Genomic DNA, 26,057 nt, shown 5'->3' with positions numbered 1-26,057 from the left:
TCATTCAATCTATAGTTTTTTAAAAGTAATAACATCACTTTAGTCACACGTAGTTTTAAATTGAAACCAATTATAACAGCCTCCATAGTAATCTATAATAATGACAGAGATGCCTTATTAAAGGCCATTCGAAGTGTATTGGCTGCCAAAGAACTCCAAACATTATATTTAGTTGATAATTCCGATTCGGATGTGTTTAGAAATATATCGAAAGACAAGCGGGTAGTATACTGCCATAATAAACGTAATTTAGGTTTTGGTAAGGCTCATAACATTGCTATAAGAGCTGCATTAGAAGGCGGGTCAAAGTTTCATTTTGTGGTGAACCCGGATATTTTCTTTTCAAAGGAAGTTTTGCGACCAATGGTTAATTTAATGCAAAATGATGAAGAAATTGGTTTAATGATGCCTAGAGTTTTAAATAATGATGGAACTGTTCAATTTTTGCCTAAACTTCCTCCTTCTCCTTTTTATATGATTTGGCGAAAAATAAGGATTCCCAAAAAGGCCTTTAATAAGTTTATAAATTTATATGAAATAAGAAATGCCCCACCAGATCAAATATATATTGCTCCGAGAGTTTCCGGCTGTTTTAGTTTGCTAAATTTGGAAGTGATTAAGGAATTAGGGATGTATGATGAGCGTTTTTTTATGTATTTCGAGGATTCAGATTTATCTCGAAGGATTTATCAAAAGTATAAGACAGTTTATTATCCAGCTGTTTCAGTATATCATGCCTATGAGAATGGGGCAGGAAAAAGCTTGAAGTTATTTGTCCTTTTTGTTCACTCAGCTATAAAGTATTTTAATAAGTGGGGATGGTTCTTTGATAAAGAACGCAAGGAGATAAATGTGAGAACTATGGAACAGTTTGATTTTTGATTCTAGAATAGTTGAATTACTGAAAATAACGGTATATTTTTTATGAAAGAAGTATTAAAACCCCATAAACCTCTTTTGGTAATTATTACATTCCGGTCTATGCTTCAAAAGGAAGTTTCTTACCTGAGATTGATTCATTCATTGATTGTGCCAATTTTTTCAGGTTTAGAGAAAAGATACAAAGTACAGTACTTGAAACTAAAAGAAAAGGCCGTTACAATTCCTGATTGTAGTGAAAATGAAATTTACTTTAACGTAAAAGCAGGTTTTTTAAGGTTTTTCCCACTTTCGCTTTTTTTCTTTTTAAGAAAACATAAGCCTTCAATTGTGTTTGTGCATGGCTTCATTTTTCCGCTTCAATTATTGTTTTTGTATTGTTTTATTAGTGGGTCTACCAAAGTTATTGTTCAACACCATGCTGAAAAGCCATATCAAAATAGGATAAAAAGATGGTTTCAAAAAATTGCCTATTCAAGAGCAGATGCTTACCTATTTACCTCAAAGGGTTTAGCACAAATTTTTGTGGAAGATAAGATTATTAGAGATAGTAATCTTATTCATGAAGTTATGGAGTTCTCTAGTCGTTTTATAAATAGAAATATGAATCGCCCTGCTCATTCCTTTTTATGGATAGGTAGGCTGGATGCAAACAAAGACCCTATTACTATGTTAAAAGGTTTTAGGTTATATCTTTATCATAACCCTAAGGCCAAATTAAATATGATTTATGCGAGTGCCATTATTGAGGATGAGGTCAAGTTGTATATTAAGGAAAATGAAATGTCTGCGGCGGTTAAATTATTAGGAAAGATCCCTCATGACCGACTAGAGGTTTTGTTTAATTCCAGCGTCTTTTTTATTTCTGCATCACACTATGAGGGTATGGGAATTGCCTTTTGCGAGGCAATGAGTTGTGGTTGTATTCCAATAGGCACCAATATTGCCCCCTTTAGAAGTATGACAGATGATAGGGCTTGTGCCTTGTTATTTGAACCGGGAAATGAAGTGGATTTATTTAATAAGTTAAAAGAAAGTGAAAGAATTGACATTGAGAAAATGCGTGAACTGGTTTTGCTTCAATTTAAGAATAAGCTTTCTTTTAATGCTATTGGTAGAAGAATTGAAGAAGTAGCCGATAGATTGGTTAATAGTTGAAAGGGTTTGGTAATTTTCTTTGTGTTAAAGTTTTAAAATTTATTCATTTAAGTTCCATGCAATCGGGGTCTGAATAGCTCATTAGAATAGTCGCGGTTTAGAATAATTAGGAGTTAAAGCGTATTTGACATTACTTAGAGAGGCTTTCAAAGATTTCTTGATAACTTCTTACAGTCCAGTTTATATCATGCTTTATAGTCCAGTCCAGACCTTTTGCCTTATAGTCCTCGAGTTGTTGTGGATTATTAATTAGTGCAATTACTTTCTGTGCTAATGAGTCTGAATCTTTAATATCTACTGCAAGAGTACAAAGGTTTTCCAGATCTGCAATCAAACCTACTCGCGTCCCCGCTACCACCAATCCTGACGCCATGGCTTCGTTGACTACCACTGCTTGGCTTTCAGATAATGAGGTAAGTAGGAAAATGTGTGATTTAGCAAAGTAGGCTGGAAGTTTTTCATAAGAAATCCTGCCTAGGAAGGAGATATTTTCATCCAGGCCTAATTTTTGGGCTAAAGCTTGCATTTTTCCTTCAAGGGTATCTCTTCCTATTATTGTCAAATGGGCATCCACATTCTCTCTGATTTTTTTGAAGGTCCTTAACAAGGTTTCTTGATCTTTTACCAAGTTTATATCAGCGACATGTAATAGCTGTAAGGGCCTTTTTAAAGGCTCATTGGTAAATTTGAATTTACGAGAGTCTACACCAAAGGGGATTAACTGAATTTGCTTAAAAAATAAACCACTCTCTTTAATTTTCTTTTTTTGATATTTGGATAAAACTAGGAGCGTGTCAGTATTGCTGGCTGTAAACCTTAACAATTTTCTGAACCACTTTTTGTGGAATTCGCCATAATTTATTTTAGGTAAATGAACAACTTCCCCTCCAATGAAGGCAGCTATACTTGGTCTTCTATATATTTTACCAACTAGTACTGCCAGAAAACCACTTGGGAAGCCCCAAAATCCTAAAAAGATTTGGTAAGGGTTCTTTAAATGGTTACAGGATAATTGAAAGAATAAATAAAGAAATCGAAAAAGTAATCGCTGATTTGCTAAAAAAGAGACATCAATAACCTTGTATTTTTTTGGTGTAAAGTTTTCGTTTACTCTGGCAAATGAAAAAATGGTAATATCATAATTAGCAGCCAGTTTGTCAATTAAAACGGCATGATGAGGGATACCTTCGGAATTAAATCCAGTGCCCACGCTACCAGAAGATATGATCGCGATTCGTTTTTTATTCAAGCCTTTAAGTTTTTTAGCATATTAAATAATTCTATCTTTTTTCATTGTTCAGCGATGTTCGTTTTGCATTAGTAATTATTTATTTAGTAGGGTTTCTAATTCTTGAGAGATGAATTCACCCACTTTTTCATTTCCAATCAAATTAAAATGGCAATCATCATAGAACCAATTCTGGTTTGATTGGTTTGCTAAATCTATATACTTGATACTTTTTTCTTCGCATACTTCAATTAAGGCAGTGTTAAATAGTTTCATTAATAAAGCTAATGTGTCAGGGGAGTAATTAGTTGTTTCAATAAGGTCAAAAACAAGTAGATCCTTAAGCCTTGTATCTAAATTAGTGTCCCAAAGCACGGGCTGGGTAATAAAGATAGGCGTTTTGTTGTTTGTTACATTTATAGAGATTATTGTTCTAATATTCTCTTTATAGGCACTTATTTGTTTTGAAAGGTTTGGGAGTTCGTCCTGCCATTTGATTTGCTTTCTTTTGTCTTTATTATTTCGATACCTCTTATCAAAAATATCTTTGTCCACTAGTTTAAGTTGCCATTGAAACCTTTTTTCTTTAATGAACTTAAAAATGGAGTTACGTTTCCAATAAGGTAATTCCCTGTCGGGATAAACGCTGAAGGCCTTTTTTTTTAGTTCTAGAACCGAGGTGTTTAAGTACCTTTTTGGGTAGTGTAGAGCCTTTAAAGCATCATTAAATCCAATGAGGTAAATCACGGTTTTTACATCAGCTAGTTCTTTCATTTTAAATAGCTCCTGAGTTTGAAGAATATGATGCTCACTGGTAGTTCCTGATTTTCCAAAATTACCAACCCAAAAATCTTTCTTAATGTTTTTGGTTAAAGTTTGTTGAACTATTTCGGTCCAAGTTAGTGGCTGATTCGTTGTGTTGCATTCGGTAGTACTACCACCTATGGCTACTATTTTTTCTTGGTAATTGTCGGTAATTTCGGCTGATCTAGCTCCTAAACTATTAATCTTAACGTTAATCAAGCTAGACATGTTTTTTACATATTTGGAGTTAAAATTGTATTGGTATTCTAAACCGGGGCTATTAATGATATAACTTTCATTCTCCCCATAGGAAAAGGATAAGCCCAGCTCCAATATCCCTACTAAGGATAACGTAGTAAGAAGGGGTGTTAAAATTTTAAGCAAACTTTTTTTATTCATTTCTTTGCCAATTCATTTTATGGTTTTGCTTCTTCTTTTTGGCCAGAAAAACTAGTAGGAATTAAACCTCTATAGATTTCAATGAGCTTTTTGGCTTAAATGTTTGTCAAAATAATTACTAACTCGTAATGCCTCATCTTTGATAGTTGGAAATGTTCTACTTACTGTAAGTGTGATGGATTCAGCTAATAACTTTGCATTCCCAGCCTCCCAAAGGCCCCCTACTAACCCATTACCCGTTATTTGCTTGAATGTAGAAATATCAGTTACAATTGGAATAACTCCGCAAGACATAGCATCGGCCACGCCGTACCCATAGCCATCTTCCAAACTCCCACTAATCACATAGTCTGCACTATTAAAGTAGGCCGCAATTTTATTAAGCGGCTTCCGCTCTTTTATGATGCTTACAGCATTTTTTAAAAGTTCACTTGCTGCTATTTTTTGAGTTAACTCCATAAATAACGCCTCGTCACAATCTGGTATCATCATGTAGAAATGACTATAAGGATACGTTCCTAGTTTTAAAAATGCTTCAAAGCCGGAAATGACGGTTAATGGGTCTCTTCTTGTGATTAATCTGCTATTCCATAAAAAGATCGGAAAACCAGAAAACCCTGAAATTTGCCGTGCACTTTCACGTTTCATGAACTTTGAATCAGGAGCACATTCAATAGAAAAAGCCCATTTGTTTTCAGAAAGTGAAAAGGATTTAGCCCACAATCTAGCCGCTTGATAATTGGCAAAAATGATTTTATCCACTTTTCTGAAATTGCGAGCAGCAATCCATTTTAGTTTTCTAGGAATGGAGTCTGAATGATACTCAAGTACCACCTTGCTTTTTCCTTTGTTCTTTCTGAGTAGGTAATTAAAAAAACGAGGAAAGAAGAATCCATGTAAATGAATAATATCTGGGTTCATGGAGAACACCAGATTTGTTGTTTTTTTAGACAATTGCCACTTTTTCAGGCAGCTTGACTTACCGTCATTGACAAAGTAGTATTCAACCCCATTTCTACTTATTTTCTTGTCGGTGGAGAATCTGCTAATCACCGTTACTCTCACATTCTGTTCTGCCAGCCCCATTGCTTGGTTGACCTGACATACGGCATAATTGAAAAAATCACTAACACTTACATCTTTATATGCAAGTGTAATAAAAACTACATGGAATCGAATATCGTCTTTTTTCATGCTGAGGGTAGCGTGTTATTTTTAAGCACATTGGACCCCTTATTATTTTCCCCTTTTTCTATGAAAATTATGTTATGATAAAAATGGATAGCAATAATATTCAAGTCAAAATAGCTCGCTATATAACCAGGAGAAGGGAATTCTTCGTGATTTAAACCATCCGCTAAGTTTTTAAAAAAGTTCATGGTGGTCTTGGCATCCTTGTGCATACTACCGCCGCACACATTCCAATAAGAAGTTTGTGTGTCTTCTATAACATAAACACCGCCCGAACTCAGAAAAGGGAATAGAAACTCAAAACTAGTAATCACATCATCACTCCTGTGACTACCATCGTCAATGATTACATCTACGGCTCCAATTTTATTCATCACATCACTAAGAAAAGTCGTATTTGATTGACTTCCTTTGAAAGTTGTGATTCTTCTTTCTTCGTGTGGACTTTTATCATTTATATCGATTCCGAAAATTCTGCCGAAGCGAAAATATTTTTTCCAAACCCTTAATGAACCTCCGCCACTAGTCGGGCTTTCATATCCTCCAATGCCTATTTCCAATAGATTAAAGCGTTTGTATTTAAACTTTTTTAAATGTTTGGTGTAGAGGGTGAAGAAATCGTAGCATTTTCCTTTACTCGGATTGTAAATATTGGCTAAGTTTCTCAAACTATTGGAAAAGAAACACGCAAGAATATTTGCCAATTTCCTTTTCTGACTTTGCGAGAGCCTACTAATCATTTGTTTTTTAGAAAACATAAAAAAATTAAAGAGAGCTTTCAAAAGTAATGAAATATAAAGGTATTTAAGTTTAATTTACAATCTGAAGGAATTTCTTAGGGAAGTCTAAGTTTCTAATTCATACAGAATGTTATATTCTCGTTGAAAATTTTGTTTTACAGATATTACAGTTTTTTAAATTCAAATAATTTGCTCGAATTTCTCTAATTCAGAACAGTCTGATTTACTGGGAAGAGGTCAGGGAGACTATCAATTAGAACACTTTAATTATCGAGGTTTTCTCAAACCCAAATTGCTCATACTTTTAGGGAAAATAAGTCTTTAGTTAACTTAAACTAAATTGAGACCAAAGAAATGTCCTCAAAGGAAGAGGTTGAAAACGAAGCGGCAAAGTTCTTAAAACTGGATTATAGTCCAAAGAAGATTTTAGAAGTCAGAAATAACAAAGACTTTGTATGCGTGATGTTTTAAGAATCGCTTAGCTTTTATGGAGTGTGAAATTTACCATATTCCTTTAAAAACAAAAGGAGTATGAGCCAGTACTTCAGTTAAATTGCATTAAAATTGGCAAGTTGAATCTACTGATCGAAAAAAAAGAGGGCTTAGCTAAAGTTTTTAAATTGCACTCCTAAGCAGCATTAGGAGTGCATTTTTCTATTTATTTAGCAGAATCTGAGCTCTGTTATATGCAGAAATCAATGCATTTACACCAGACCTACGAATACTAGTATGCTCACCGCAACCCCAAAATCTTACGGACGGGTCGGCTTTCATAGAAAGTTGTAAGTATGATACAGAGACAGATGCAGAGCTATGGCCAATGGAGTGTGATCGATATTGCTCTACATTAAAGTCTTTCCAACCTTGCTGCTGCATAGCGTAAACTACCGAGTTAATTGGGCCATTCCCTCTCCCTTCTAACTTCATTTCTTTTCCGAGGTGGGTAAGTGTTACTATTGACTGAACCTCAGTTTCTGTTAATTCCTGAATTTCATATTTCTTTAATTCAATGATGTCTTTTCTATTGACAAATTCCTTTTGAAACTCTGTTTGAATTTCTTTGAAATTTAACTCTCTACCATATTGATCAGCTAATCCATTGATATACAAACCAACTTCTGGATGCATTTTCTTTGGCAAATCGTAATCGAATTCTCTCTTCAAAATATATGCTACACCGCCTTTACCGCTTTGGCTGTTAATTCTAATAATGGCTTCATAGCTGCGGCCAATGTCTATAGGGTCGATGGTTAGATATGGAACTTCCCAGTTAACCTCATCTTCATCTCTTAAATCCATACCTTTCTTGATGGCATCTTGATGACTACCACTAAATGCCGTAAACACTAGCTCTCCTGCATAAGGGTGACGTTTATGAACACTCATGCCTGTATTTTTTTCATAAACTTTTCGCACCGCATCAATATTTGAAAAGTCTAGCCCGGTTTGAATACCATGGCTGTTCATATTAAGTGCAACGGTTACTAAATCTAAGTTTCCTGTACGCTCTCCGTTTCCAAACAAAGTACCTTCTACACGGTCGGCACCTGCCAATAGGCCTAACTCTGTAGATGCTATACCAGTTCCTCGGTCATTGTGTGTATGTAAACTTACTATTACGGAGTCTCTTTTTTTAATTTTACGACAGAACCATTCTATTTGGTCTGCGTATGTATTTGGCATGTTCCATTCTACCGTAGACGGAAGGTTAAGAATGATTTTATGCTCAGGTGTTGGGTCCCAGCTGTCAATCACAGCTTCGCAAACTTCTATTGCATAATCTTCTTCTGTATCCGAAAAGCTTTCTGGCGAATATTCTAAAGTGATATTGGTGTTTGGGACTTCATTTAAAAGTGATTTTATCAAAAGAGTCCCATCTACCGCAATAGCCTTTATTTCTTCTTTAGTGGCGTTGCCAAAAGTAACTTTACGCTGAAGTTTTGATGTAGAATTATATAAATGAACTATGGCATTTTTTACACCTTCTAAAGATTCGAAGGTTCTACGAATCAATGGTTCACGAGCCTGAACCAATACTTGAATTCTGACATCATCAGGAATAAGTTCTTCGTCTACTAAGGTTCTTAAAAAATTAAATTCGGTATCGGAAGCTGACGGAAAGCCAACTTCAATATCTTTAAAGCCAATGGCAACTAATTGCTTAAATAAGGTAACCTTTTGGTTAATATTCATTGGCACAGGAAGTGCCTGGTTTCCGTCTCGTAAATCTACGCTACACCATATTGGGGCTTTTGTAAGTGTTCGATTTGGCCATTCACGGTCTTTTAAAGCTATTGGTTTAAATGGTGTATACTTACTAATATCAGATGATTTCATACTTTGTCTTAAATCCTTAAATCTTGAAGCTAACTTTACCTACCAAAAAGAGGTAAGCCTTCTTTGCCGTAAATATGCACTCATTTTTTGAAGGAAAGAAACTTCAAAATAGAATCGTTGATAAATGGTGTGGTATTCTTTTAAAAAAGACGGGCGAAAGTTAGGGGAAGGTGGGTTTAATTAGGAAGAAAGGTTACAAAATTTATAATCTGTTTGACATTCAATTTGGGGCTATGTTAGAAAAACAATTATTTTTCTTCTGGTAGCAATCGTCTTAAAACATGTTCACCAATAACTGGTTTAAAATGGTCAGTATCATACCATCCTTTATTAAAACTTGGGGTCCAAGGAATATATTCGCTTCCTAGTTCCGAATTCAACAGGTCCTCAAAAGAGTATTTAATGTTCGGGCTTTTTTGATTTATTTCTGAAATGATATTTTGAAGCTCGTTGTTTCTAGCCTTTATAAGGGGAGCCAAATTAAAAGTATCCACTATACTGTAAGGAAGTGGGGGTGAGAAAAAAACAATTTTATGATTCAAATATTCTTTGTCATTTGTTAATGAACTCGTTAGAGTTTTTAAAAACTTAAGACTTGAATTTAGTTGAATAGTAAACTTATTATTTAGTTTTTCTAAGTCATGAAGATTTGGAAGTGGAGTATCTTCAAGAGTGGAATTACACTCATCAGATAAATAATCTGACGGTTTCAATATTATTTTAAAGTGAATTAAAGATGCTCGCAGGGTTCTTGCATGCAAAAAGCGTTCATGAAAGTCAAATTTGTGCAGTCTGCTGTGGTATATATTCTCCAAAAGATAATAGTTTTTGTCATTTGACAACTCAACTAAGATAGTCTTAGATACATTTGAATTTTGAATGATTAATTGGATAAAAGTTATTGCTTCTTCCATCATTAATCTAGATAAAGCAAATTTTTCATAGTCTGGTTTATTACAAATTGAAATGCCGTGTAATACGTGCGAGGTGCCAATTATACTAATTTTGGCTTTGTCTCCTTTCGAATTGTCTTTGAATGTCTTTTTTATAATAGATTCTTCTAGAAAATGTTTTTTGTAGATATCTCCAAATAATTTTCTATTCGTTAGCTGATAAGGATTAATTATATAATTAAAAAGCCCGACGAAGATTACTGGTAAAACAAAACTCAAAAATATTCCTAAAAAGAACTTTTTATTTGGTTTTCTATTAGTCTTATAATTATTCATATAAAAACTTAAGTGATGAAGTATTTTCTGCTATCATAAGATAAGATGCCAAAGCTAAGCCTATAAATATCCCCCATTTTAAACTAGGCCTCCAGAGGAAATTTTGGTACCATTTCTTTTCTAAGTGAACTACCATACCAAAGGCTTGCATCGTATTTGGACCAAATATTCCGATTAGAGTTAGGAGTAAAAGAAAAGGAATAGTAGGAATAGTAAGCGTTTGGTATCCCAATAATGTAATTGGCTCTTGGATGGACGGCACCAATCTGTCAGAAATCAGATAAGCGAAATGGCTTGTTGTTTCAATTAAAAGGGTATTATCAGTTTCCAATTTGGGTAATCTAAAAAAGCCGTGAAACAATGTACTTAATTCATTGAAATTACTAATTCTGAGAAATGTGGCAAAAATTGAGGCAGCAGAAAGAACTAAGAAATGTCCCAAGACTGCCTTTAGTCTTTTAATTCTGATTGAAGTTTTTTTTGGCGTTATGGAAATTCTGCTAATTGATTTACCAATGACATTCACTATTATGAGAAATAAACCAAGAACGAGGCCTTGTAAAATTAGCATAAGGGTTGGTGAGTGCCAGATATTTATTACTAAAAAAGAAGCTTGAAGACCTACAGCCCAACCTATAAATTGCCTTCTGACAGCTTTACCCTTAGCTTTTTTCTTTACATATTTTGAGATTGGTAAGAAAATATAATTCCGCGTAAAATTAATAAGGGACATGTGCCATTTGGAAATGAAATCACTGAACGAGGTGGCTTTTAGAGGAGAGTTGAAATTAATAGGGAAAGTAAAGCCAAAGCACAGTCCGAGACCTAAAGCCATGTCTGAATAAGCAGAGAAATCAAAGTATAATTGAAGAAGAAAACCCCAAGTTGCTCCTATTGACTCTAGAGTGTTTAGTTCTTTTCCCATGCTTATGGCATGATGAAGCTGACTGGTAATGGTAGCAAGAGAATCGGCCAAAAGAACTTTTTTCAATAATCCTACAGTAAATAAACTGATACCCCTAGACAAGTTTTCATAATCAAAAGGCTTTTTGCCAATTTGATCAAATTGAGAAAACCCATCACGATAATTTAGTATTGGGCCTGCGGTAAGTTGGCTAAACAATGATACCGATAAAGAATACTTAAAAAAATCCAGAAGCTTAGTTTCTGATTTATATGTATCCACCAGAAATGATATTTGATAAAATGTGTAAAATGAAAGTCCTAAGGGTATGCCTATTTCTAAAAAAACACTTTGATATTCGACGGTATTATGCAATACGCCAAGGGAATTTTCAATTGAAAACTTAAAGGCAAAAAGTAAAAAGACATTTGCACAAATCCCTGAAGTAACTAATCCTTTCCTATGACTTTTTTTTTCTAAACGTCTTATAATTAAGGCAATCGAGTAATTGACGAAAATAGAGAAACATAAGATACTAGCTGCAATTATATCGATATAGGCACAATAAAAAAGAGATACCAAGAGAAGAAAATAGACCTCAAAATTTGGATGCTTTTTATTGATGTATATGTAGCATGATAAGACAATTGGGAGGAAAATGAATATGAATTTAATTGAGGTAAATGACATGAATGGGGCTACTTCTCTATTAAAACATTTTCTATTAAAACTGCATCTAGGCCAGTGGTTACTAATACTGCCATTGCATCTTCAATAGAATGTACTATGGGCTTTCCCATTACATTAAAGCTAGTATTTAGAAGGATTGGTGTGTTAGTGATTTTTTCAAATTCTAGTAAAAGGTCGTTTAACCAAGGGTTAGAACTAGAGTTTACAGTTTGAAGGCGACCAGTTCCATCTTTATGAACTACTCCAGGGATTTGATTAAGCATTTTTCCTTTCCAAGGTATTGTAAAGGACATATATGGAGAAGGTTGGTCATTGAGGAAATAATCACTTACACGATTGTCAGGCACTATTGGAGCAAAAGGTCTATAGGCTTCTCGACCTTTAACCCTTTCGTTTATTATTTCTTTTATTTGAGGGCTTCTTGGATCAGCAAGAATAGAACGATTTCCTAATGCTCTAGGACCAAATTCTGCCCTTCCCCGAATAACACCGATTATCTTACCTTCTGATAGCATTTTAGCCACCATACTTGCAGATTTATTACCTATATCTGTTATTCTAGAGAAGCCGCCGTATTTAGCGATATGGGATATTTTTTTCTCAAGTTTATTATTATTAATATTTGTTCCTAGATAGGGAGTGCCGTTTGAGCTTGGTATTTTTTGAGTCTGGCTATCCTTCATCCATGATAGCAAAGCACTGCCTAAAGCATTACCATCATCTGCTGGAGCTGATGGTACAAAAATATTTTTGTATTGGAAACGATGTTTGATAGTTCCATTATATGAAGAGTTTAGTGCACAACCACCGCTGAGAATTAAGTTTTCCTGTTCATACTTTTGACAGTATTTGAGAATTTCATCTATCCAAAAAGCATAAACCGCTTGGCCGCTTGCTGCAAGGTCAGCGGCTTTCATTATATCTTCCCCTGGTAGTCTCATAAACTTTTTAGCAGCCAGCGTTAGTTCATGTAGCGTAAGCTGCGAAGAAGGATAAGGTTTTCCAGATTTTATTTGAATTGTTTTTTTTAACAATGTCACCATCTCTTCATTTGGACGTCCAAAAGCCGCTAACCCCATGACTTTCCACTCCTCTCCTAAACGCCAGTCAAAACCACAAAGTTGAGTTAACCAGCTGTAATAACTTCCAAAACTTCCCGGGCCCCATGCTCTTCCGATTCTTTTAAGCTCTCTATTTTTTAGTAAAAAAATGCTCAAACTTCCTACTTCTCCTTCCCCATCAATTACAATGCAAAGCCCTGAATCAAAAGGGGCATTGTAAGAAGCATTCACGGCATGGCATAAATGATGGTCAAAGTCATTTATTTTATTGATATCCTTTCCCTGAAATTGAGCTACATGAATTCCGGCATCATCAAAAGCTCTATTCTGATGCTTATATAACCAATTGAAGTCTGTTGGCGGGAAAAGTGAATTTTCATGAGCATCTTTTCCCGGTAAACTTTTCGCAGCCATCCAAGTCCTAGAAATTTGAATATTAGTTTTTCTATCTATTAAATTCGATAGGCTCCTTAAGTGATCTGGGTGATCTGGAGAAATACCCCAAGCTCTTTTTAGTTGAACATGGCGTTCCGTAGCCTCTGCAAAAATTACATTCCCAGATTGATCAACTAAAGCAAGAGCTGGATCATGGCCAGATGTAGAAAGTCCTAAATAACAATCTTTCATTCATTAATTAACTTAAGTAATTTATGGGCAACATCATTGATAGTTTTACTTTCGAAAATTACCGAAGGTTCTATTTCAACGTCAAATTCATCTTCTATTTCTCCTGAAATAATCACGACATCTAATGAGCTTAAACCGATGTTTTCCATTGAAACATCTGAACTTAGTGAAGCTAAAGGGGTATTTGAATGAGAAGAGATTTTCTTAGAAAGAAAGTCGATGATATAATTGTAGTCTATTTTCATATTAATTTAATAGTCTCCTAAATGACAATGCAATGTCTTTACGGATAACATTTGAGAGTGCTCAAATAGGTCCGGAAGATCACTTTGAAGTGCTAAATTTGGATATTCTTTAAAAAGTACTGGAATGATTTTCTCAAAAATGATTTTTGAATAATTGACTCCTAAGCAAAAATGGCTACCTCTTCCAAAAGCCAAATGTGAATTGTCTTTAAGGTTTTCATTTTTCAAATTGATGTTTTTATGGAGTGGGCATTGACCACTAGTTCCATGATGTACTGCTTGTAAGTCTATGATAAGTTTGTCATTCTTTTTGATATTCAAACTACCTAGAGTGAAAGGCTCTTTGGATAATCTTGATACCTTTTTGACCGCGACTGATTCACGGATGAGGTAATCTAGATTAGCGTGTACCCACTCGCTACGAGCAGCGGCTTGTTTTATAGTCTTGGTACTGGTTAAAATGCGAAAAATAATATTAGCTAATGTATGTCTAAGAGCTATAGTCCCTGCGTAGATTACCAGAACCAGTGCTGTAATGTCTTTTCTTGAAAATCCTTCAATAGGTTCTTTTAGTAAGGCGGTTAATAAAGGAATATTACCATCTATTTCTTTTGCAGGCTCTTTTGAAAGTACCTCTTCCAAGAATTCGGTAAAAGCACTATCCATTTTTTTTAGCGTTCTAATAGGTAATAATGGGTTAAGCAACTCTTCCGCCAAATTTGTACACTTTTCAAATTTAATTGGATCTTTTGTAAGTATACCTAAAAGGGTACACGTAGTTTTTTGCAAAAAAGGATTAACAAAATCGGCTAATAAATCAATCTGTTTTTTAGACTTTATGTTGTCTAATGCTTCATTTAGTGACTTATCAATAATGGGCTCCCAAGAAGCTAGTTTCGCATTCGTTCCTATGTGTTTCAGGACTTTTTGTCGAATAATGGTGTGCCTATTTCCTTCCATAAAGAAAGGGAAATTACGAACTACACATGATAGATTACTCAAGTCAATGTTGCATTTCAATTGAACCTCGTTAATATAGGACTCCATAGATGCACCCTCAGAAATCACATCAGTACTTGTGAATACCTCTTTGGCTAAATCTATCTCTTCAATAATATGGACTCTCTTCATTGTAGGTTTTCCTGTTTTAATTATTTAAAATAGAAGATTTGTAATGCAACTTCTCGAAGTTTTTTGCTATTTCCATTCGTCTTACTTTACCACTAGTTGTACGTTCCAAACAACCTCGTTTTAAGATTAAAATCTCATCTAAGTCTACAGAAAAATGATATCGTATTCTAGCTCGAATTACATTTTCTATCTCATGAAAGTCCACATCTTTCACTTTAGACTTTTTTATCTCTATAAGTAAGCGGGCTCTACCTTCTTTATTAATTGTACTTCTAAATGCAGCAGCAGCTAAACCATTTAATTCTGGATGAACCTCCCCTGCATACCATTCGATGTCTGATGCAGAAATATTAATACCATTTACTATTATGGTATCTTTCAAACGGCCGTGTACATAAAGATGGTGATTAATTTTTATTCCTAAATCACCAGTTCGGAACCACTTTCCTGTTAAATCACTATGCAAATAAGAAAATTCAGTGGAATTAACATCTAATGGTAAAGAGCCTTTATTTAGTATGTATCCCTTACTCAATGAGTCAGATTGCAGCCATATCTCTCCCTTTTTTCCGTCTTCAAGCAACTTTAGGGTTGAGGGGTCTACGATACGAATTGAATTAGAAGATCTTTTAGAAAGAAAGCATGGAGCTACCAGCCCTTTAGGCTCACTCTCTATTTCATTAGAATTATTCTCTGGCTGCCCTCCAACAAACAAGGCGATTTCGGCCATACCATAACAGGAAAATACAGCATGAGGGACCAAACCAAATACTTTGAATTTTACTTTAAAATCGTCAAGGACTTTTCTGAAAACCGTTTCCGCACCGCAAAAACTAGTCTTCCAAGTGGAAAGATCCAATTTTTTCAATTCCTCTTCATTTTTTTCAGCTAAACACAGATTGAATGCAAAAGGGGGAGCCCCACTTGATGTAGCTTTAAAGGCAGAAATCATTTGAAGCCACCCAATGGGTTTTTTAAGGAAAGAAATTGGAGACATGAATATCAAACGACCACCATTTAGAATAGGATAAAGAATTGACATCAATCCCATATCATGATAATGTGGCAACCAGCTTGCTTGTATAGTGTTTTCATTTAGTCCCCATAAATCAGCCACTAAGAAACAATTATGAAGGATGTTGTAATCATTTAAAACAACTCCTTTAGGGCTCTTAGAAGATCCTGATGTATATTGAATAAAGGTATTTTCTGAGTGGTCTTTCGAAAAGCCATGAAGTTTATCTTCTTTAATGGCTGGATATTCAATCTTATTTTTCAAGAAGAGATTATGAATACTTAGGGTGTGGTTATCTGAGTTAGTAAGGGTATTAAAGACACTGTCTCCAATATGATCAGTTAATATGTTGGTGGCACCGCAATCATGAATAATTCCTTTTAATCTTTTGAGGGCAATTCTGCTTTTTGATACTGGTACAACGACTGTTGTTACTCCTGCATAAATACACGCGAAAAGGGTAATGATGAATTCTAAACCTGGAGTCATTGCAAGAATAATTGGCCGCTCTTTCTCTTGTAAAAAGGATGTCGTTTGCAGAATTGTATATGCTTTATCGCAAACAATTTTATGTAGCTCACCTCCTGACATTGAAACCGCTTTATTTATCTCGCCTTTAGGTAAATAAGTTATCGTAGACCTTGCTGCAGATTTCAGAAGGTTGTCTCTAACTACTTTGGCTAGATTTGTATCAGGACCAATCAGATTCATTTTAATTACTTTGCGGAAACCACAAAGTAATAGGTTTTAAAACGTTTTTTTTGAATAAAGAAGACTTTTTTTAGCAAGAACGGTAAACTGTATACTGCTCAGTATATTAGGAAATACTAATCAATAAATTTGAAAATAAATATTGATGCGAAATTAAGGAGTGTACATCCTTTCAACCATTTTAGCTACATGTTATTAATACAAATTAGCCTTTCTTCTATTTTTATAAAATGCTTGGAATTTCAATGAGGTTTTTTCCTTGATAATCTTTAGGGATGTTTGCTTATAGACTAGTTTAAAATAGAGTTTTACTAAATGTATTGATAAGCAAAACAATTTTTGTTAAAATATTTATTACAATGTGACATCTAGCATTTTTTATAGGAGCTATAGAGGGCAGAGTAAAAAGACGGACGAAAGTAAAGGGTATCCACTACCTTTCGTCAATTACTTCTAGGGCCTTAAGGTTATATTTTTCAAATAGAACTTCAGTCTTTTCATTTCTATGAGAACAAAGAGAAGATATGCCAATAACTTCTCCACCCAATGTTTCAATTAGGCTCACTGCGGCTTTCATTTGGGTACCAGTTTCAATCCATTCGTCAATTAGAAGTATTTTATCACCTTTCTTAATAGAAGCTCTATTTATTTCTAGAGACTTCTGGGTGCTTGTATAATCAGAAAAAGAAGAGGATTTTAGCACTTGGCTAGCCATTCCAGGTAGTTTTCCGCCTTTCCTTATGCAAATAAAACCTACTTTTTTGTTCTGTGCCAAGGCTCCACCAATTACAAATCCTAAAGCGTCAATACCAGCTATTTTGTCAAATGAAGTAGTATTAAATGGTTTTATAAGATCTTTCAATAAATGAGCGAACACTTCTGGGTTTTCAAAGATAGGAGTGACATCATATCTGCCTTTGGTTTCTTTATTGATAAACTGATTATAGTATTGGTATTCCATTTCTTTTATTGCCCAATTTGGGAGTCCTTTTTCTAAAATTAATCAAACGAAGGAATATTTGATTTATCCGTTAACCAGTCTAATTTGAGACGGACAAACGCATTTTTTTGATAATCATCTTTTTCAAAAAATAAACCTATGTCACCATTAGCAAGGACGGTCATGGATGAATAGGCCGAGCTTCCTGAATAAATGGTTTTACCTTTAGTCCAACTTTTACCTTCGTCATAACTTAATTTTATGCTTAAATTTTGGCGTTCTTTACTGGAATTGGCATTTGAAAAAAGCAATATATTTTGTCCATCTTTTGAAAGATATCTAATAAGGCTGGCATTGCAACCGGGGTCAATAAGTGAGGAGTCTGGCTTGGTGTACCATGTGGCTCCTTCATCTTTTGATGTATGAATGTACCGCATCCCCGCTTTATTTACTCGGCTATTTATCATCAAGCTACCGTCTGCTAGTTCCACTATCTTTGATTCATCACTTGACAGAATGGGTGTTTCAATCAAATACCAGTTTATGCCGTGGTCATCGCTTCCAAAAACATGAAGTCCTTTTTCTAAATTGACTATGGTGTGTAATAACTTGCCGCTTTGGGTTTGTATACCTCGCCCTGATGTTATGAATTTGAAATCATTCCGCCATTCAGGCTTTGATACTTGTGAGGTAATGTCAATGGGCAAACTCCATGTTTTTCCATTATCAGTACTCTTTGTCACTTTCAAATAATAAATGTCTTTTTCATCAGCTAAATCCATGAAGTTAAAAAACAGAAAAATAGCTCCTGTGGTTTTATCTAGAATCATAGATGGGTCTGATGCCGACTGCCCTAGGGGATAATCAACTATAGTTTTAATTTCAGACCAAGTATCACCATTATCAGTACTCCTTCGCATAACTATATTAATGTCATTGCTATATTTTAAGTCGCCACATGAAGGCACTCTTTCATCAATGGCGGCTATTAAGTCACCATTTTTTGCGGTAATAAGTGATGGAATTCTATAGCACGTCACTCCTGCGGGTATGTTCGCGGTAAATAAGTCCTTAAACTGTGGAAGCACTGTTGTTCTTTGATTCTGTGGGTATGCCATTAAAGATATGGCAGAAATAAAAGTTAGGAGAAATATTTTCATATTATAGGCGGTTTTTATGCAGGCTTAAAAGTAGGCTTCATTTATGATTAGTACCTTACCGCAACTAAGCTAATAGATTTTTAATGTCTAAAGAAATAATGAAGTTTAGGTATCAACTTCTTGGGCTAGCGAATGTTAATGACGGGTAGTTTTTTTGGTTATAGCTAGTTTTCTTGTAAAGGTTGCTTATTTAAAAGCTTTCACTTTGTCCATTCTATATCCAACACTTCCTTTAGTCTTTCCAAACTTTCTTCAGATAAAAACTTAAAAGTAAGGCCTATCAAGACATATCTCACGAATAGCGTTATCAATGCTATTAAAACCACCTGAAGCGGAACAGATTGTGTTAACAATATGAGGATTCCTATTAAGGGAAAACAAAAAACAATGGCTAATAGAATTCTAAAAACACCATTTATTTCAACTTTTACGTACCCACTTTTCAAATTTACCTCTCCGGTCATTACACAAAATGAACCCTTAACCATATCAGAAGAAATTAATTTGAATTGATTTCCTTCTATGATTCCAAGAAACGACTTCTCGGTATAGTTAGATGTCAAATTTTCAGACTTCTCTGTTTCCTTATTTAACAGGTAAAGCGTTTCTTCTTGAGCTTGATTTAATATAAATTTCCGCTTATTGATTGGGAAAATGTTCATTCAATGAATAGTGGTCAACTATTATTTTTAGTCAGTTTTAAGCATGTCAATGTAGCAATCTAAGGTTTTTTTGATAGTAGAGAAAGAATTGAGAGCTAGATATGCATTCCTGTTTTAGTTTGGAACGTTCCATACTCAGGCTGTATACTAGCCATGTATCACCTTGAAATCGCAGAAAATGGTAAACGGTGTAGGGGTTAATTATAAAGGAATCAGTGCGTTAGCTTAGGGCTTGAACTGCTTATAGTTTATTATCAGCAATAAGCTGCAATAGAAATGTTTCACGCTCAATGGACATCCCTTTTTTTTCACTTGTAGCCATTGTATTCTTATTATGCTTTATAGCTTCATGAATATTGGTCCAAATAGCTTTCATGCCGTTTTTAGTTTCGTAAGACTCCATTTTAGATATACCAAGCTTTTTGTTCACCTGGCAGGTGTAGCAATATGAAATCATGTGTTGGATTTCATAGTCAGGTTTATACCATGGTCTGTATTCTTCATAAGCTCCAAATGGCTTTATGTTTTTAATGTCTGTGGCTCCTGTTTCTTCATTAAGCTCACGCATCATCCCTGCTATTTTATCTTCACCAAAATCTAGGCCGCCACCCGGTAAGCTGTAGTCATCGTACCTTTCTGTATAAAGAAGTAAAATAGAACTCCCAGATGTAACAATACTTCTAGTGGCTAGTCGGGTGAAAATGGATTTATTTTCTAAAGTTTTGACTTCAGGATGATAATGCGTTTTTAAAATTTGCATTCAGAATGACTCTATTTTTTTTGCAAAACTAGAATAATAAGTAAGAAAAGCCTTATGAATTATTTTTCATTAAAAATTGTAGAATTAAAGTCAGTATCATTCCAGTCCTTTCTTTTCTGGATTCCAAAATGGTTTGGTTTTAATCAGTTTAGTTTCCCAATTTAATTCATTCCTGAAAAATTGGTTTAAAGCCACACATAGTCTGCTGTCACCAGCAATATAAGCCATCTTTTTTCCTTTTAACGTAGGTACAATTTCTTTTAACTTGGCAATGATTTCATCACTTGGGTTTTGTTCTAATTCATAAAAGTCAAAAGGGGAACCCCCGTCAATATCAGGGAATAATTCACTCTTTTGTTGACTGTAAATGATACTTGCTACTTGTTTGTCCTTTCCTATATTACGGTTAATCATGTATAGATGCGAAAGGGCCGAAAGGTCGCCCACCATGATATAGCTATCTGCAGTATCGTCTGCCAAGAAGTTTCCTTTTTTGTTCTTAAAATAAACAGTGTCGCCTACTTTACATGCCTTAACCCATTCTGAGCCAATTCCATTACTGTGGGTGGCTATGGCTACATCTAAAAAGCCTTCTGACCTATTAATGTTCCATATGCTGTAACTTCTTATTTTGTCTTTCATGGCCACATCTTCTTTGCCTATGCCAATCCCCATTCTTAAGAAAGAACCCGGTATGAAATTGGTTTTTCTTATGCCATCACCTTGAAGTCGAATTTTAAAAACAGACGCTGAAAGTGCAACTTTCTCTGTTATGGAAGCCTCGTTTAAAACTACTGATTTTAAGATTTTCTCTAAAATGCTCACGTGTATATTAAACTAGTTTTTTGGGTGTCCTTGTAAATAGTTCTTTATCATAGATAGTGGCGAATTATGTGGTCTTCCTGTTGCTTTTTCAAAGTCGGAAGGTACATCGTTTACACCATTTTTGATGCCTTCATATATACCAGCTATGATGGTTCCAATGAAGTCTCCCAGTGCTGCTTGACGTTCTTTTTTATATTCCTCAACGGAGACAGAAGTGTACTTAAGGCTTGTTTTATAAACCTGGTTTATATAATCTGACAACTGCGTTTGTGTGAATGCTTCGCCCACTAGGTTGTAAGTGTTTCCGTTGTGGGTATCTTCTGTCAACATTTTGGCGTAAGCATAACCTAACTCTTCTCTACTGGTGTAGCCACATTTTCCGTCAGCGGCACAGTTCCTGATTTCTCCTTCTTTCACGTAGGTGTCTATGTATTCTAAATCTGGTTCAATGTATATGCCGTTTCGGCCAATCACATAGTCAAGACCTGAGTTTATGACATCTTTTTCTGTCTGGCGATTAGATTGTACAACGGGACTGAAAGCTGTGTTTTCTTCATCACCTACAATACTGGTGTACACTATCTTTTTTACGCCATTGTTCATGGCAGCATCTATAACATTTCTATGTTGTTGAATTCTTTTCTTTGGCTCATCCATGCCTGAAACCAATAAGACTTTGTCAACACCCTTCAAAGCAATTTCAAAATCCTCCGGCTTGGTATAATCACCTTTTCTAACTTCCACGTCAAGGTGTTCGGCTTTTGAGGTGGTACGGGCTATGGCTATAACATTTTCTTTTCCAATTTCCTTTATTAATGCTTTTACTATGGCGGCACCTAATTGTCCGCTTGCTGATGTTACTGCTATTTTCATGATTTAAAATGATTTTTTAGTTCTTGTTCTGTAGGTTGATATTTTTTTTCTCACAGAAGGTATTCTGAGCACAAAACCTACGCCTACTATGACAGCATATATTATCCATGTTTTTTCTAAAATAGCTACATGTACTATGCTTAAGAAAATGGCTCCATAAGCCAGACTTTGCAGTTTTTTCCATTTTGATTTAAGCCACTTCATCGATTTCCTGTTCGACGTAAAAAGAAGTGGAATCAATATTAAAACAGCGACAAAGCCAGCTATGTAGTTAAATTGAGTAAATGTTTCCAGAAAACCTTCTGCCCAAATAAAAATGATAAAATGCAATATGCTCCATACGGCCGTTGCAATTCCCATGGCTTGCCTTACAAAAAGATTGGTAACTCCAAAGAGAATAAAAAATGGGGTACAGGTTAGTACCGCAGTCATCCATCGAATGGCAAACTCTCCGGAAATGTGATATAACATTTCAATGGTAGTCTTGCCTGAATTAACATCACTTTCTACTAAGCTAATGGATAGTCCATTTTCGAAGTTAAGGTTTATCATATTTGCTAAAGCCAATAAGGGCAATATTGCCAAAAGAGAAACGAGCATCCAACCATAATTTTTTTTGATAAAACTCATATTATTTACTTCCTTTTAATGTTTCTAATTCCTTTTCTAGGGCTTCGGCCTTAGCCTTGAATTTTTCCATTGCTTTTTTGAGTTGACCTACTTTTTTTAAAGCTTCATCGTCTTGAATAGCTTCATATGAAAGCTCTCCATTATTATCTTTTACTTTTGACTTGCTGCCACATGTAGGGCAATTGGATACTAAGCTCATAATTTCTTTTATTTACAAATTTGTTCACAATATTCAATCCCTGAAAGGTAAATGTGATGCTTAAAATGGTTAATGCGTAACTGACCAAAAAAAATCTTTGATTTATATAGGTGATTTTACCGATTGGGTGTATTTATAAATGTTTTAATGGGAGCAATAATATCCCAATGTTCTACAATCTTGTTTTTTTCAATTCGGAAAAGGTCATAAAAGGCCATTTTTTCATTTGCTACATAACCTTCTGTAGCACTGAGCACTAAGTTACCCTCCGCCACTATATGATAATTGTTTTTAAACTTTATGACTTCGCCTTTTCGTTTCATTCTTAACATTCCCCATAGCAGCCCGCTTACTCCATCGCCCACATCTCTATTGTGTTGGGTGTAAAGTCCGAAGTTGAAAAACTTGGAAGCACCACCATCTTCTCTAATCATGCATTGGTCTATAAATCGTGCAATGAGGCTTCGATTGTTGGCTGTTTTTTCCAATTGACTTGGAATGGTAGGCCCGTCTATTTCTGAATGGTTATCGGGGTTTACACCCAATGAGTCATTGACATTACTCCAATGCTTTTGAATTTTTTTTTGCTCAATGAGCATAATATCCCATCTGAAACGTAAAGTATCTCCAATCATACGACTATGGATAGCCACCAAAGAGTCGTCTTGTAAAATTCTGATGGGTTCTATCTGAGAAAAGCTTAAATCCGAATTCCTTCTTTTTAGATAAGTTTCTTTTCCTCCACCCCAATTTTGGTCTCTGCTATAAAAAGTGTCGCTTATGAGTGTATCAGCTGTATCGCTTTCAGTTTTAGGTGCAGTTACAAACCAATAAGCCAGTTTTTTTTCATACGGAAGGCTAGAAATATAATCATTTGAAAGTGCCACAGGAGCCTTGTAAACAATTTTCTTCGAGCAACTTGTCAATCCTATTATGCAAGCAAAACCTACGAAATAGGCTAAGTAGTTTAGATTTGTTTTTTGTATCATCTTCTTAGTTTGAAATTTATAGGTTTGGTGAATTGTTAGAGCACACTAATCAATACCACTTTTCCCTGATATTGGGATTCTAATTGATACTTCTCATTTTGGGCTATAGTTGCTAAAAAGTCTTTAGATTCTCTCATATCTGCATTGTCTACATAAATAAGTGTTTTGGCATGGAAATTACCTTCAAGCATTCGGAATATAGGTAGATAAAGGTCTTTCCATCCATCTAGTAACAACAGGTCTATGGGTTCACTAAATTCCTTCAATGTGTCTGTTGCATCACCAACTCTGACTTCTATTAGGTCGTTTACTCCGGCTTTTTTAAAGTGTTCAATTGCTTTTGTAGCTTTGGATTCAATTAATTCGGTGGTAACAATTTTTCCTTTAGTTTCACGCACTCCTTGAGCTAAAAACAATGTTGAAATACCAAAAGAGGTACCGAACTCTACAATATTTTTGAGATTCTTTTTTCTTATAAGCTGCACTAAATCTTCTCCTTGTTCCCTAGAGATGGAGAGATAAGCATCTTTAAAATCCGATGGTTTTATGGGTCTTAATATACTTTTTGCAATGCCTTTTATGATTTTAGAACCATCATGTTTTGCCTCGTTAAAAAGTTCGTTTATTGTGTTTGTTATCATTGCTTTAGCTGTGAAATTTTATTTAAGGAAGGAATACCGATAAAGTCGATATTCCTTCTTTTAAAATTATTTAGTTTTAAAACCAATCTGCTCCTGTATCACCAGGGAAAAATGCATTAGGAAGCGATAATAAAAGACCACCTTCCTTATAGTTTGGATATAACATTAGAAGTTCATCCACTACCTGTTGTTGGGTTGATGCTTTTTTTCCTCCAGAGACAGTTTGGGTTCCCTTAATAATGGCTTGTGCGGTTTCTAGATAAGCGATATTTTCATCGATTACTGTTCCAACATCTGAACGAGAACCATTATGACCAACAAATAGGTGATTGTAGTCTGAGAAATCAGTTTTTAGAACATTTAATCCTGTAATCCAATTTGTTAGCTCATCTTCAGAGTCCTTTGGCGTGTATTCTCTTAGGTATTGATGTGTCAAATTGTATATCAAATCTCCAGAAAAAAGAACCTTGAGATCATCATTGTAGAAGTAACCATTTTCGCCCGTTTCGGCATTTGATACTTTATCAAAAGTAAACGTGAGACCTCCTATTTCTTTCTGGCCTGTAACTCCAATAACAGTTTTAGAATACATGCTAGTAAAGTCTGTGGTATTATTTAACTGTTCTGCAACGGTACTTTCAGCGTAAAAATCTAGGTTGGTGAAACTACCAGCACCACCATAATGGTCACCATGGTTATGAGTGATAATTACCGCTCCCTGCTTGTTAATAGCATCAAAGTAAGTTTTTAGATCAGCTGCAAAAGCTGGTGCAGGTCCTAGGTCTACCACTATGGCATTGTCTTCGGTTTCTACTATGGTAACAGTATATGGTGCTGCGGCAAAATCAAACGTGTGATACCTTACGGTGTTTTCTGTGATAACATTTACAACTCCCGTTGTAATCAATGAGCTAGAAGGTGCCTCTCCAAAATCAACGGTTAATGGTGAAATGGTATCATCATCATTAGAGCATGATGTAATTGCGAGAGCCAGTGTAAGTATGGCAAGTAAACTTAATTTTAAATATTTCATTTGTTTCGTGTTTTTTATTTCGATGCAAAGGTCAAAAAACACAAAACAGGTTAGCTTATCAAAATGAATGTAAAAATGGTAAATATGGGAAGTCTTAAGTTTTCTTAGCTCTAAAGTCTTTTGGTGAAACGCCCATTTTCTTTTTGAAAAATTTTGTAAAGTTGGTTACTTCGTCAAATCCAGTAGTAAAAGATACCTCTTTCAGGCTCTTATTAGTACTTACAATGGCACGCTTAATTTCTAAGACAACATAATCGTCTATAAATGTCTTAGCTGTATTAATGGTGAAATTCTTCACTACTTGGTTTAAATGCTTTGTAGAAATTAGCAACATGTCAGCATAATCTTTTACATTTCTGGTAGTAGTATAATTAGATTCGACTAAGTTTTTGAATTTTAAAAAAGTACTATACTGTTTTGAATTATTGTTTTGTAGTTCAATGTTTTGAGACTTACGTTCTAATCTTAATAAGTATAAGTCCAATAATGAAGCTATTATGTTTTTCTGAGCATACGAATTTTCCGCTGCCAGCTCTTGCATGAGTTCTTTTAAGAAAGCTTCGTTAAGTGTGCTATCATTGGCAATAGGGGTAGAAATATGATAGTTATAAAAGTGAGAAATTAAACTTATAGAGGTTTTAGAGAAATAATTAAGAACGAAATCTTCGGTGAAAACTATTAAGAAACCCTGGTATTGGGCATTTTTTTGAAAAGCGTGCACTTGGCCTTTAGCTATTTTAAGCACTGAACCTTTACGTATGTCATAATTCTTTAAATCAATTTGATGCACCCCTGTGCCCTCTGTCACAATTAACAATGCGAAAAAGGAGATTCTGTGCGGTTGCAAGGGGTCGTGACTACCACTTTCCTCTATTCTTGGGAACAATTCTGCTAAAGGTATGAACTCAAAATCAGTGGCACTTTCACTACTGTTAAATGATAAATTAGGGATGTTATTCAATGTGTGTTTGAGCTTTTTGTTAGGAATGCTTGAAC

The 26,057-nt window shown here is 34.9% G+C and carries 25 protein-coding genes; 2 read left to right on the top strand and 23 right to left on the bottom strand.

The annotated features are described in order from the left end of the window. Positions 1-60: 60 nt before the first annotated feature. Positions 61-882, top strand: a complete 822-nt coding sequence (locus AADJ06_RS05230) for a glycosyltransferase family 2 protein (protein WP_341225350.1) — start codon at positions 61-63, stop codon at positions 880-882. Between the two features lie 42 nt (positions 883-924). Next, on the top strand, positions 925-2,037 hold the full coding sequence (locus AADJ06_RS05225; RefSeq protein WP_341225349.1) for a glycosyltransferase family 4 protein: 1,113 nt from the start codon (positions 925-927) through the stop codon (positions 2,035-2,037). Positions 2,038-2,167: 130 nt separating this feature from the next. Here the strand turns inward: AADJ06_RS05225 and AADJ06_RS05220 are convergent, their stop codons facing one another. The 23 genes from AADJ06_RS05220 to AADJ06_RS05110 form a co-directional block, all read right to left on the bottom strand. After that, complete coding sequence (locus AADJ06_RS05220; protein ID WP_341225348.1) at positions 2,168-3,286, bottom strand: glycosyltransferase family 4 protein; 1,119 nt, start codon at positions 3,284-3,286, stop codon at positions 2,168-2,170. 75 nt (positions 3,287-3,361) lie between these two features. Then, positions 3,362-4,468, bottom strand: coding sequence for an SGNH/GDSL hydrolase family protein (locus AADJ06_RS05215; protein WP_341225347.1), 1,107 nt, complete (start codon positions 4,466-4,468; stop codon positions 3,362-3,364). 78 nt (positions 4,469-4,546) lie between these two features. After that, positions 4,547-5,662, bottom strand: a complete 1,116-nt coding sequence (locus AADJ06_RS05210; protein ID WP_341225346.1) for a glycosyltransferase family 4 protein — start codon at positions 5,660-5,662, stop codon at positions 4,547-4,549. Further along, the gene (locus AADJ06_RS05205) at positions 5,659-6,399 is read right to left on the bottom strand and encodes a class I SAM-dependent methyltransferase (RefSeq protein WP_341225345.1); all 741 of its coding nucleotides are present in this window, start codon (positions 6,397-6,399) and stop codon (positions 5,659-5,661) included. Before AADJ06_RS05205 ends, AADJ06_RS05210 begins: the two co-directional genes overlap by 4 nt. Positions 6,400-7,053: 654 nt before the next feature. Continuing rightward, on the bottom strand, positions 7,054-8,736 hold the full coding sequence (gene leuA / locus AADJ06_RS05200; protein WP_341225344.1) for a 2-isopropylmalate synthase: 1,683 nt from the start codon (positions 8,734-8,736) through the stop codon (positions 7,054-7,056). 248 nt (positions 8,737-8,984) lie between these two features. After that, positions 8,985-9,965, bottom strand: a complete 981-nt coding sequence (locus AADJ06_RS05195; RefSeq protein ID WP_341225343.1) for a hypothetical protein — start codon at positions 9,963-9,965, stop codon at positions 8,985-8,987. Continuing rightward, the gene (locus tag AADJ06_RS05190) at positions 9,958-11,151 is read right to left on the bottom strand and encodes an MBOAT family O-acyltransferase (protein ID WP_341225342.1); all 1,194 of its coding nucleotides are present in this window, start codon (positions 11,149-11,151) and stop codon (positions 9,958-9,960) included. The genes AADJ06_RS05195 and AADJ06_RS05190 overlap by 8 nt, the downstream gene beginning before the upstream one ends. 416 nt (positions 11,152-11,567) lie before the next feature. Continuing rightward, a complete protein-coding gene (locus tag AADJ06_RS05185) occupies positions 11,568-13,247 on the bottom strand; it encodes a carbamoyltransferase C-terminal domain-containing protein (protein WP_341225341.1) in 1,680 nt (559 codons plus the stop codon). Beyond that, a complete protein-coding gene (locus AADJ06_RS05180) occupies positions 13,244-13,492 on the bottom strand; it encodes an acyl carrier protein (RefSeq protein WP_341225340.1) in 249 nt (82 codons plus the stop codon). The genes AADJ06_RS05185 and AADJ06_RS05180 overlap by 4 nt, the downstream gene beginning before the upstream one ends. A gap of 6 nt (positions 13,493-13,498) precedes the next feature. Continuing rightward, entirely contained in the window at positions 13,499-14,623 is a 1,125-nt protein-coding gene (locus tag AADJ06_RS05175; RefSeq protein ID WP_341225339.1) for a cytochrome P450, read from the bottom strand. A 16-nt stretch (positions 14,624-14,639) separates the two neighbouring features. Continuing rightward, on the bottom strand, positions 14,640-16,349 hold the full coding sequence (locus tag AADJ06_RS05170; RefSeq protein ID WP_341225338.1) for an AMP-binding protein: 1,710 nt from the start codon (positions 16,347-16,349) through the stop codon (positions 14,640-14,642). A 433-nt stretch (positions 16,350-16,782) separates the two neighbouring features. Further along, positions 16,783-17,310, bottom strand: a complete 528-nt coding sequence (locus AADJ06_RS05165; RefSeq protein ID WP_341225337.1) for a phosphoribosyltransferase family protein — start codon at positions 17,308-17,310, stop codon at positions 16,783-16,785. A gap of 38 nt (positions 17,311-17,348) precedes the next feature. Continuing rightward, positions 17,349-18,449 carry a sialidase family protein gene (locus AADJ06_RS05160; protein ID WP_341225336.1) on the bottom strand — a complete coding sequence of 367 codons (1,101 nt, stop codon included), beginning with the start codon at positions 18,447-18,449 and terminating at the stop codon, positions 17,349-17,351. Between the two features lie 200 nt (positions 18,450-18,649). Then, entirely contained in the window at positions 18,650-19,111 is a 462-nt protein-coding gene (locus tag AADJ06_RS05155; protein ID WP_341225335.1) for a hypothetical protein, read from the bottom strand. Between the two features lie 241 nt (positions 19,112-19,352). Further along, on the bottom strand, positions 19,353-19,871 hold the full coding sequence (locus AADJ06_RS05150) for an NUDIX hydrolase (protein WP_341225334.1): 519 nt from the start codon (positions 19,869-19,871) through the stop codon (positions 19,353-19,355). A 96-nt stretch (positions 19,872-19,967) separates the two neighbouring features. Next, positions 19,968-20,696: an FAD-binding oxidoreductase gene (locus tag AADJ06_RS05145; protein WP_341225333.1), complete on the bottom strand. Its 729-nt coding sequence runs from the start codon at positions 20,694-20,696 to the stop codon at positions 19,968-19,970. Between the two features lie 12 nt (positions 20,697-20,708). Beyond that, complete coding sequence (locus AADJ06_RS05140) at positions 20,709-21,569, bottom strand: SDR family oxidoreductase (protein WP_341225332.1); 861 nt, start codon at positions 21,567-21,569, stop codon at positions 20,709-20,711. Between the two features lie 3 nt (positions 21,570-21,572). Next, a complete protein-coding gene (locus AADJ06_RS05135) occupies positions 21,573-22,199 on the bottom strand; it encodes a ferric reductase (RefSeq protein ID WP_341225331.1) in 627 nt (208 codons plus the stop codon). 1 nt (position 22,200) lies between these two features. Next, positions 22,201-22,398 (bottom strand): hypothetical protein, encoded by a 198-nt coding sequence (locus tag AADJ06_RS05130; protein ID WP_341225330.1) that lies wholly within the window; start codon positions 22,396-22,398, stop codon positions 22,201-22,203. A gap of 116 nt (positions 22,399-22,514) precedes the next feature. Beyond that, positions 22,515-23,387: a hypothetical protein gene (locus AADJ06_RS05125; RefSeq protein ID WP_341225329.1), complete on the bottom strand. Its 873-nt coding sequence runs from the start codon at positions 23,385-23,387 to the stop codon at positions 22,515-22,517. 35 nt (positions 23,388-23,422) lie between these two features. Next, positions 23,423-24,028 (bottom strand): class I SAM-dependent methyltransferase, encoded by a 606-nt coding sequence (locus tag AADJ06_RS05120; protein ID WP_341225328.1) that lies wholly within the window; start codon positions 24,026-24,028, stop codon positions 23,423-23,425. Positions 24,029-24,104: 76 nt separating this feature from the next. Beyond that, entirely contained in the window at positions 24,105-25,061 is a 957-nt protein-coding gene (locus AADJ06_RS05115; RefSeq protein ID WP_341225327.1) for an MBL fold metallo-hydrolase, read from the bottom strand. Positions 25,062-25,155: 94 nt separating this feature from the next. After that, positions 25,156-26,022, bottom strand: a complete 867-nt coding sequence (locus AADJ06_RS05110) for a helix-turn-helix transcriptional regulator (RefSeq protein WP_341225326.1) — start codon at positions 26,020-26,022, stop codon at positions 25,156-25,158. Between the last annotated feature and the right edge of the window lie 35 nt (positions 26,023-26,057).

It is taken from the genome of uncultured Arcticibacterium sp. (assembly GCF_964021845.1).
Classification (GTDB): domain Bacteria; phylum Bacteroidota; class Bacteroidia; order Cytophagales; family Spirosomataceae; genus Arcticibacterium.
Note: the sequence above shows the minus strand (reverse complement) of the source record. Positions and strands in the feature narration are given on the sequence as shown.

Excerpts from the sequence above, each read along its gene's own strand:
- AADJ06_RS05155 (WP_341225335.1), bottom strand. The coding sequence starts at position 19,111 with ATGAACATTTTCCCAATCAATAAGCGGAAATTTATATTAAATCAAGCT.
- AADJ06_RS05135 (WP_341225331.1), bottom strand. The coding sequence starts at position 22,199 with ATGAGTTTTATCAAAAAAAATTATGGTTGGATGCTCGTTTCTCTTTTG.
- AADJ06_RS05210 (WP_341225346.1), bottom strand. The coding sequence starts at position 5,662 with ATGAAAAAAGACGATATTCGATTCCATGTAGTTTTTATTACACTTGCA.
- AADJ06_RS05180 (WP_341225340.1), bottom strand. The coding sequence starts at position 13,492 with ATGAAAATAGACTACAATTATATCATCGACTTTCTTTCTAAGAAAATC.
- AADJ06_RS05160 (WP_341225336.1), bottom strand. The coding sequence starts at position 18,449 with ATGAAAATATTTCTCCTAACTTTTATTTCTGCCATATCTTTAATGGCA.
- AADJ06_RS05130 (WP_341225330.1), bottom strand. The coding sequence starts at position 22,398 with ATGAGCTTAGTATCCAATTGCCCTACATGTGGCAGCAAGTCAAAAGTA.
- AADJ06_RS05140 (WP_341225332.1), bottom strand. The coding sequence starts at position 21,569 with ATGAAAATAGCAGTAACATCAGCAAGCGGACAATTAGGTGCCGCCATA.
- AADJ06_RS05205 (WP_341225345.1), bottom strand. The coding sequence starts at position 6,399 with ATGATTAGTAGGCTCTCGCAAAGTCAGAAAAGGAAATTGGCAAATATT.
- AADJ06_RS05175 (WP_341225339.1), bottom strand. The coding sequence starts at position 14,623 with ATGAAGAGAGTCCATATTATTGAAGAGATAGATTTAGCCAAAGAGGTA.
- AADJ06_RS05225 (WP_341225349.1), top strand. The coding sequence starts at position 925 with ATGAAAGAAGTATTAAAACCCCATAAACCTCTTTTGGTAATTATTACA.
- AADJ06_RS05115 (WP_341225327.1), bottom strand. The coding sequence starts at position 25,061 with ATGAAATATTTAAAATTAAGTTTACTTGCCATACTTACACTGGCTCTC.
- AADJ06_RS05120 (WP_341225328.1), bottom strand. The coding sequence starts at position 24,028 with ATGATAACAAACACAATAAACGAACTTTTTAACGAGGCAAAACATGAT.
- leuA (WP_341225344.1), bottom strand. The coding sequence starts at position 8,736 with ATGAAATCATCTGATATTAGTAAGTATACACCATTTAAACCAATAGCT.
- AADJ06_RS05125 (WP_341225329.1), bottom strand. The coding sequence starts at position 23,387 with ATGATACAAAAAACAAATCTAAACTACTTAGCCTATTTCGTAGGTTTT.
- AADJ06_RS05195 (WP_341225343.1), bottom strand. The coding sequence starts at position 9,965 with ATGAATAATTATAAGACTAATAGAAAACCAAATAAAAAGTTCTTTTTA.
- AADJ06_RS05215 (WP_341225347.1), bottom strand. The coding sequence starts at position 4,468 with ATGAATAAAAAAAGTTTGCTTAAAATTTTAACACCCCTTCTTACTACG.
- AADJ06_RS05170 (WP_341225338.1), bottom strand. The coding sequence starts at position 16,349 with ATGAATCTGATTGGTCCTGATACAAATCTAGCCAAAGTAGTTAGAGAC.
- AADJ06_RS05150 (WP_341225334.1), bottom strand. The coding sequence starts at position 19,871 with ATGCAAATTTTAAAAACGCATTATCATCCTGAAGTCAAAACTTTAGAA.
- AADJ06_RS05165 (WP_341225337.1), bottom strand. The coding sequence starts at position 17,310 with ATGGAATACCAATACTATAATCAGTTTATCAATAAAGAAACCAAAGGC.
- AADJ06_RS05185 (WP_341225341.1), bottom strand. The coding sequence starts at position 13,247 with ATGAAAGATTGTTATTTAGGACTTTCTACATCTGGCCATGATCCAGCT.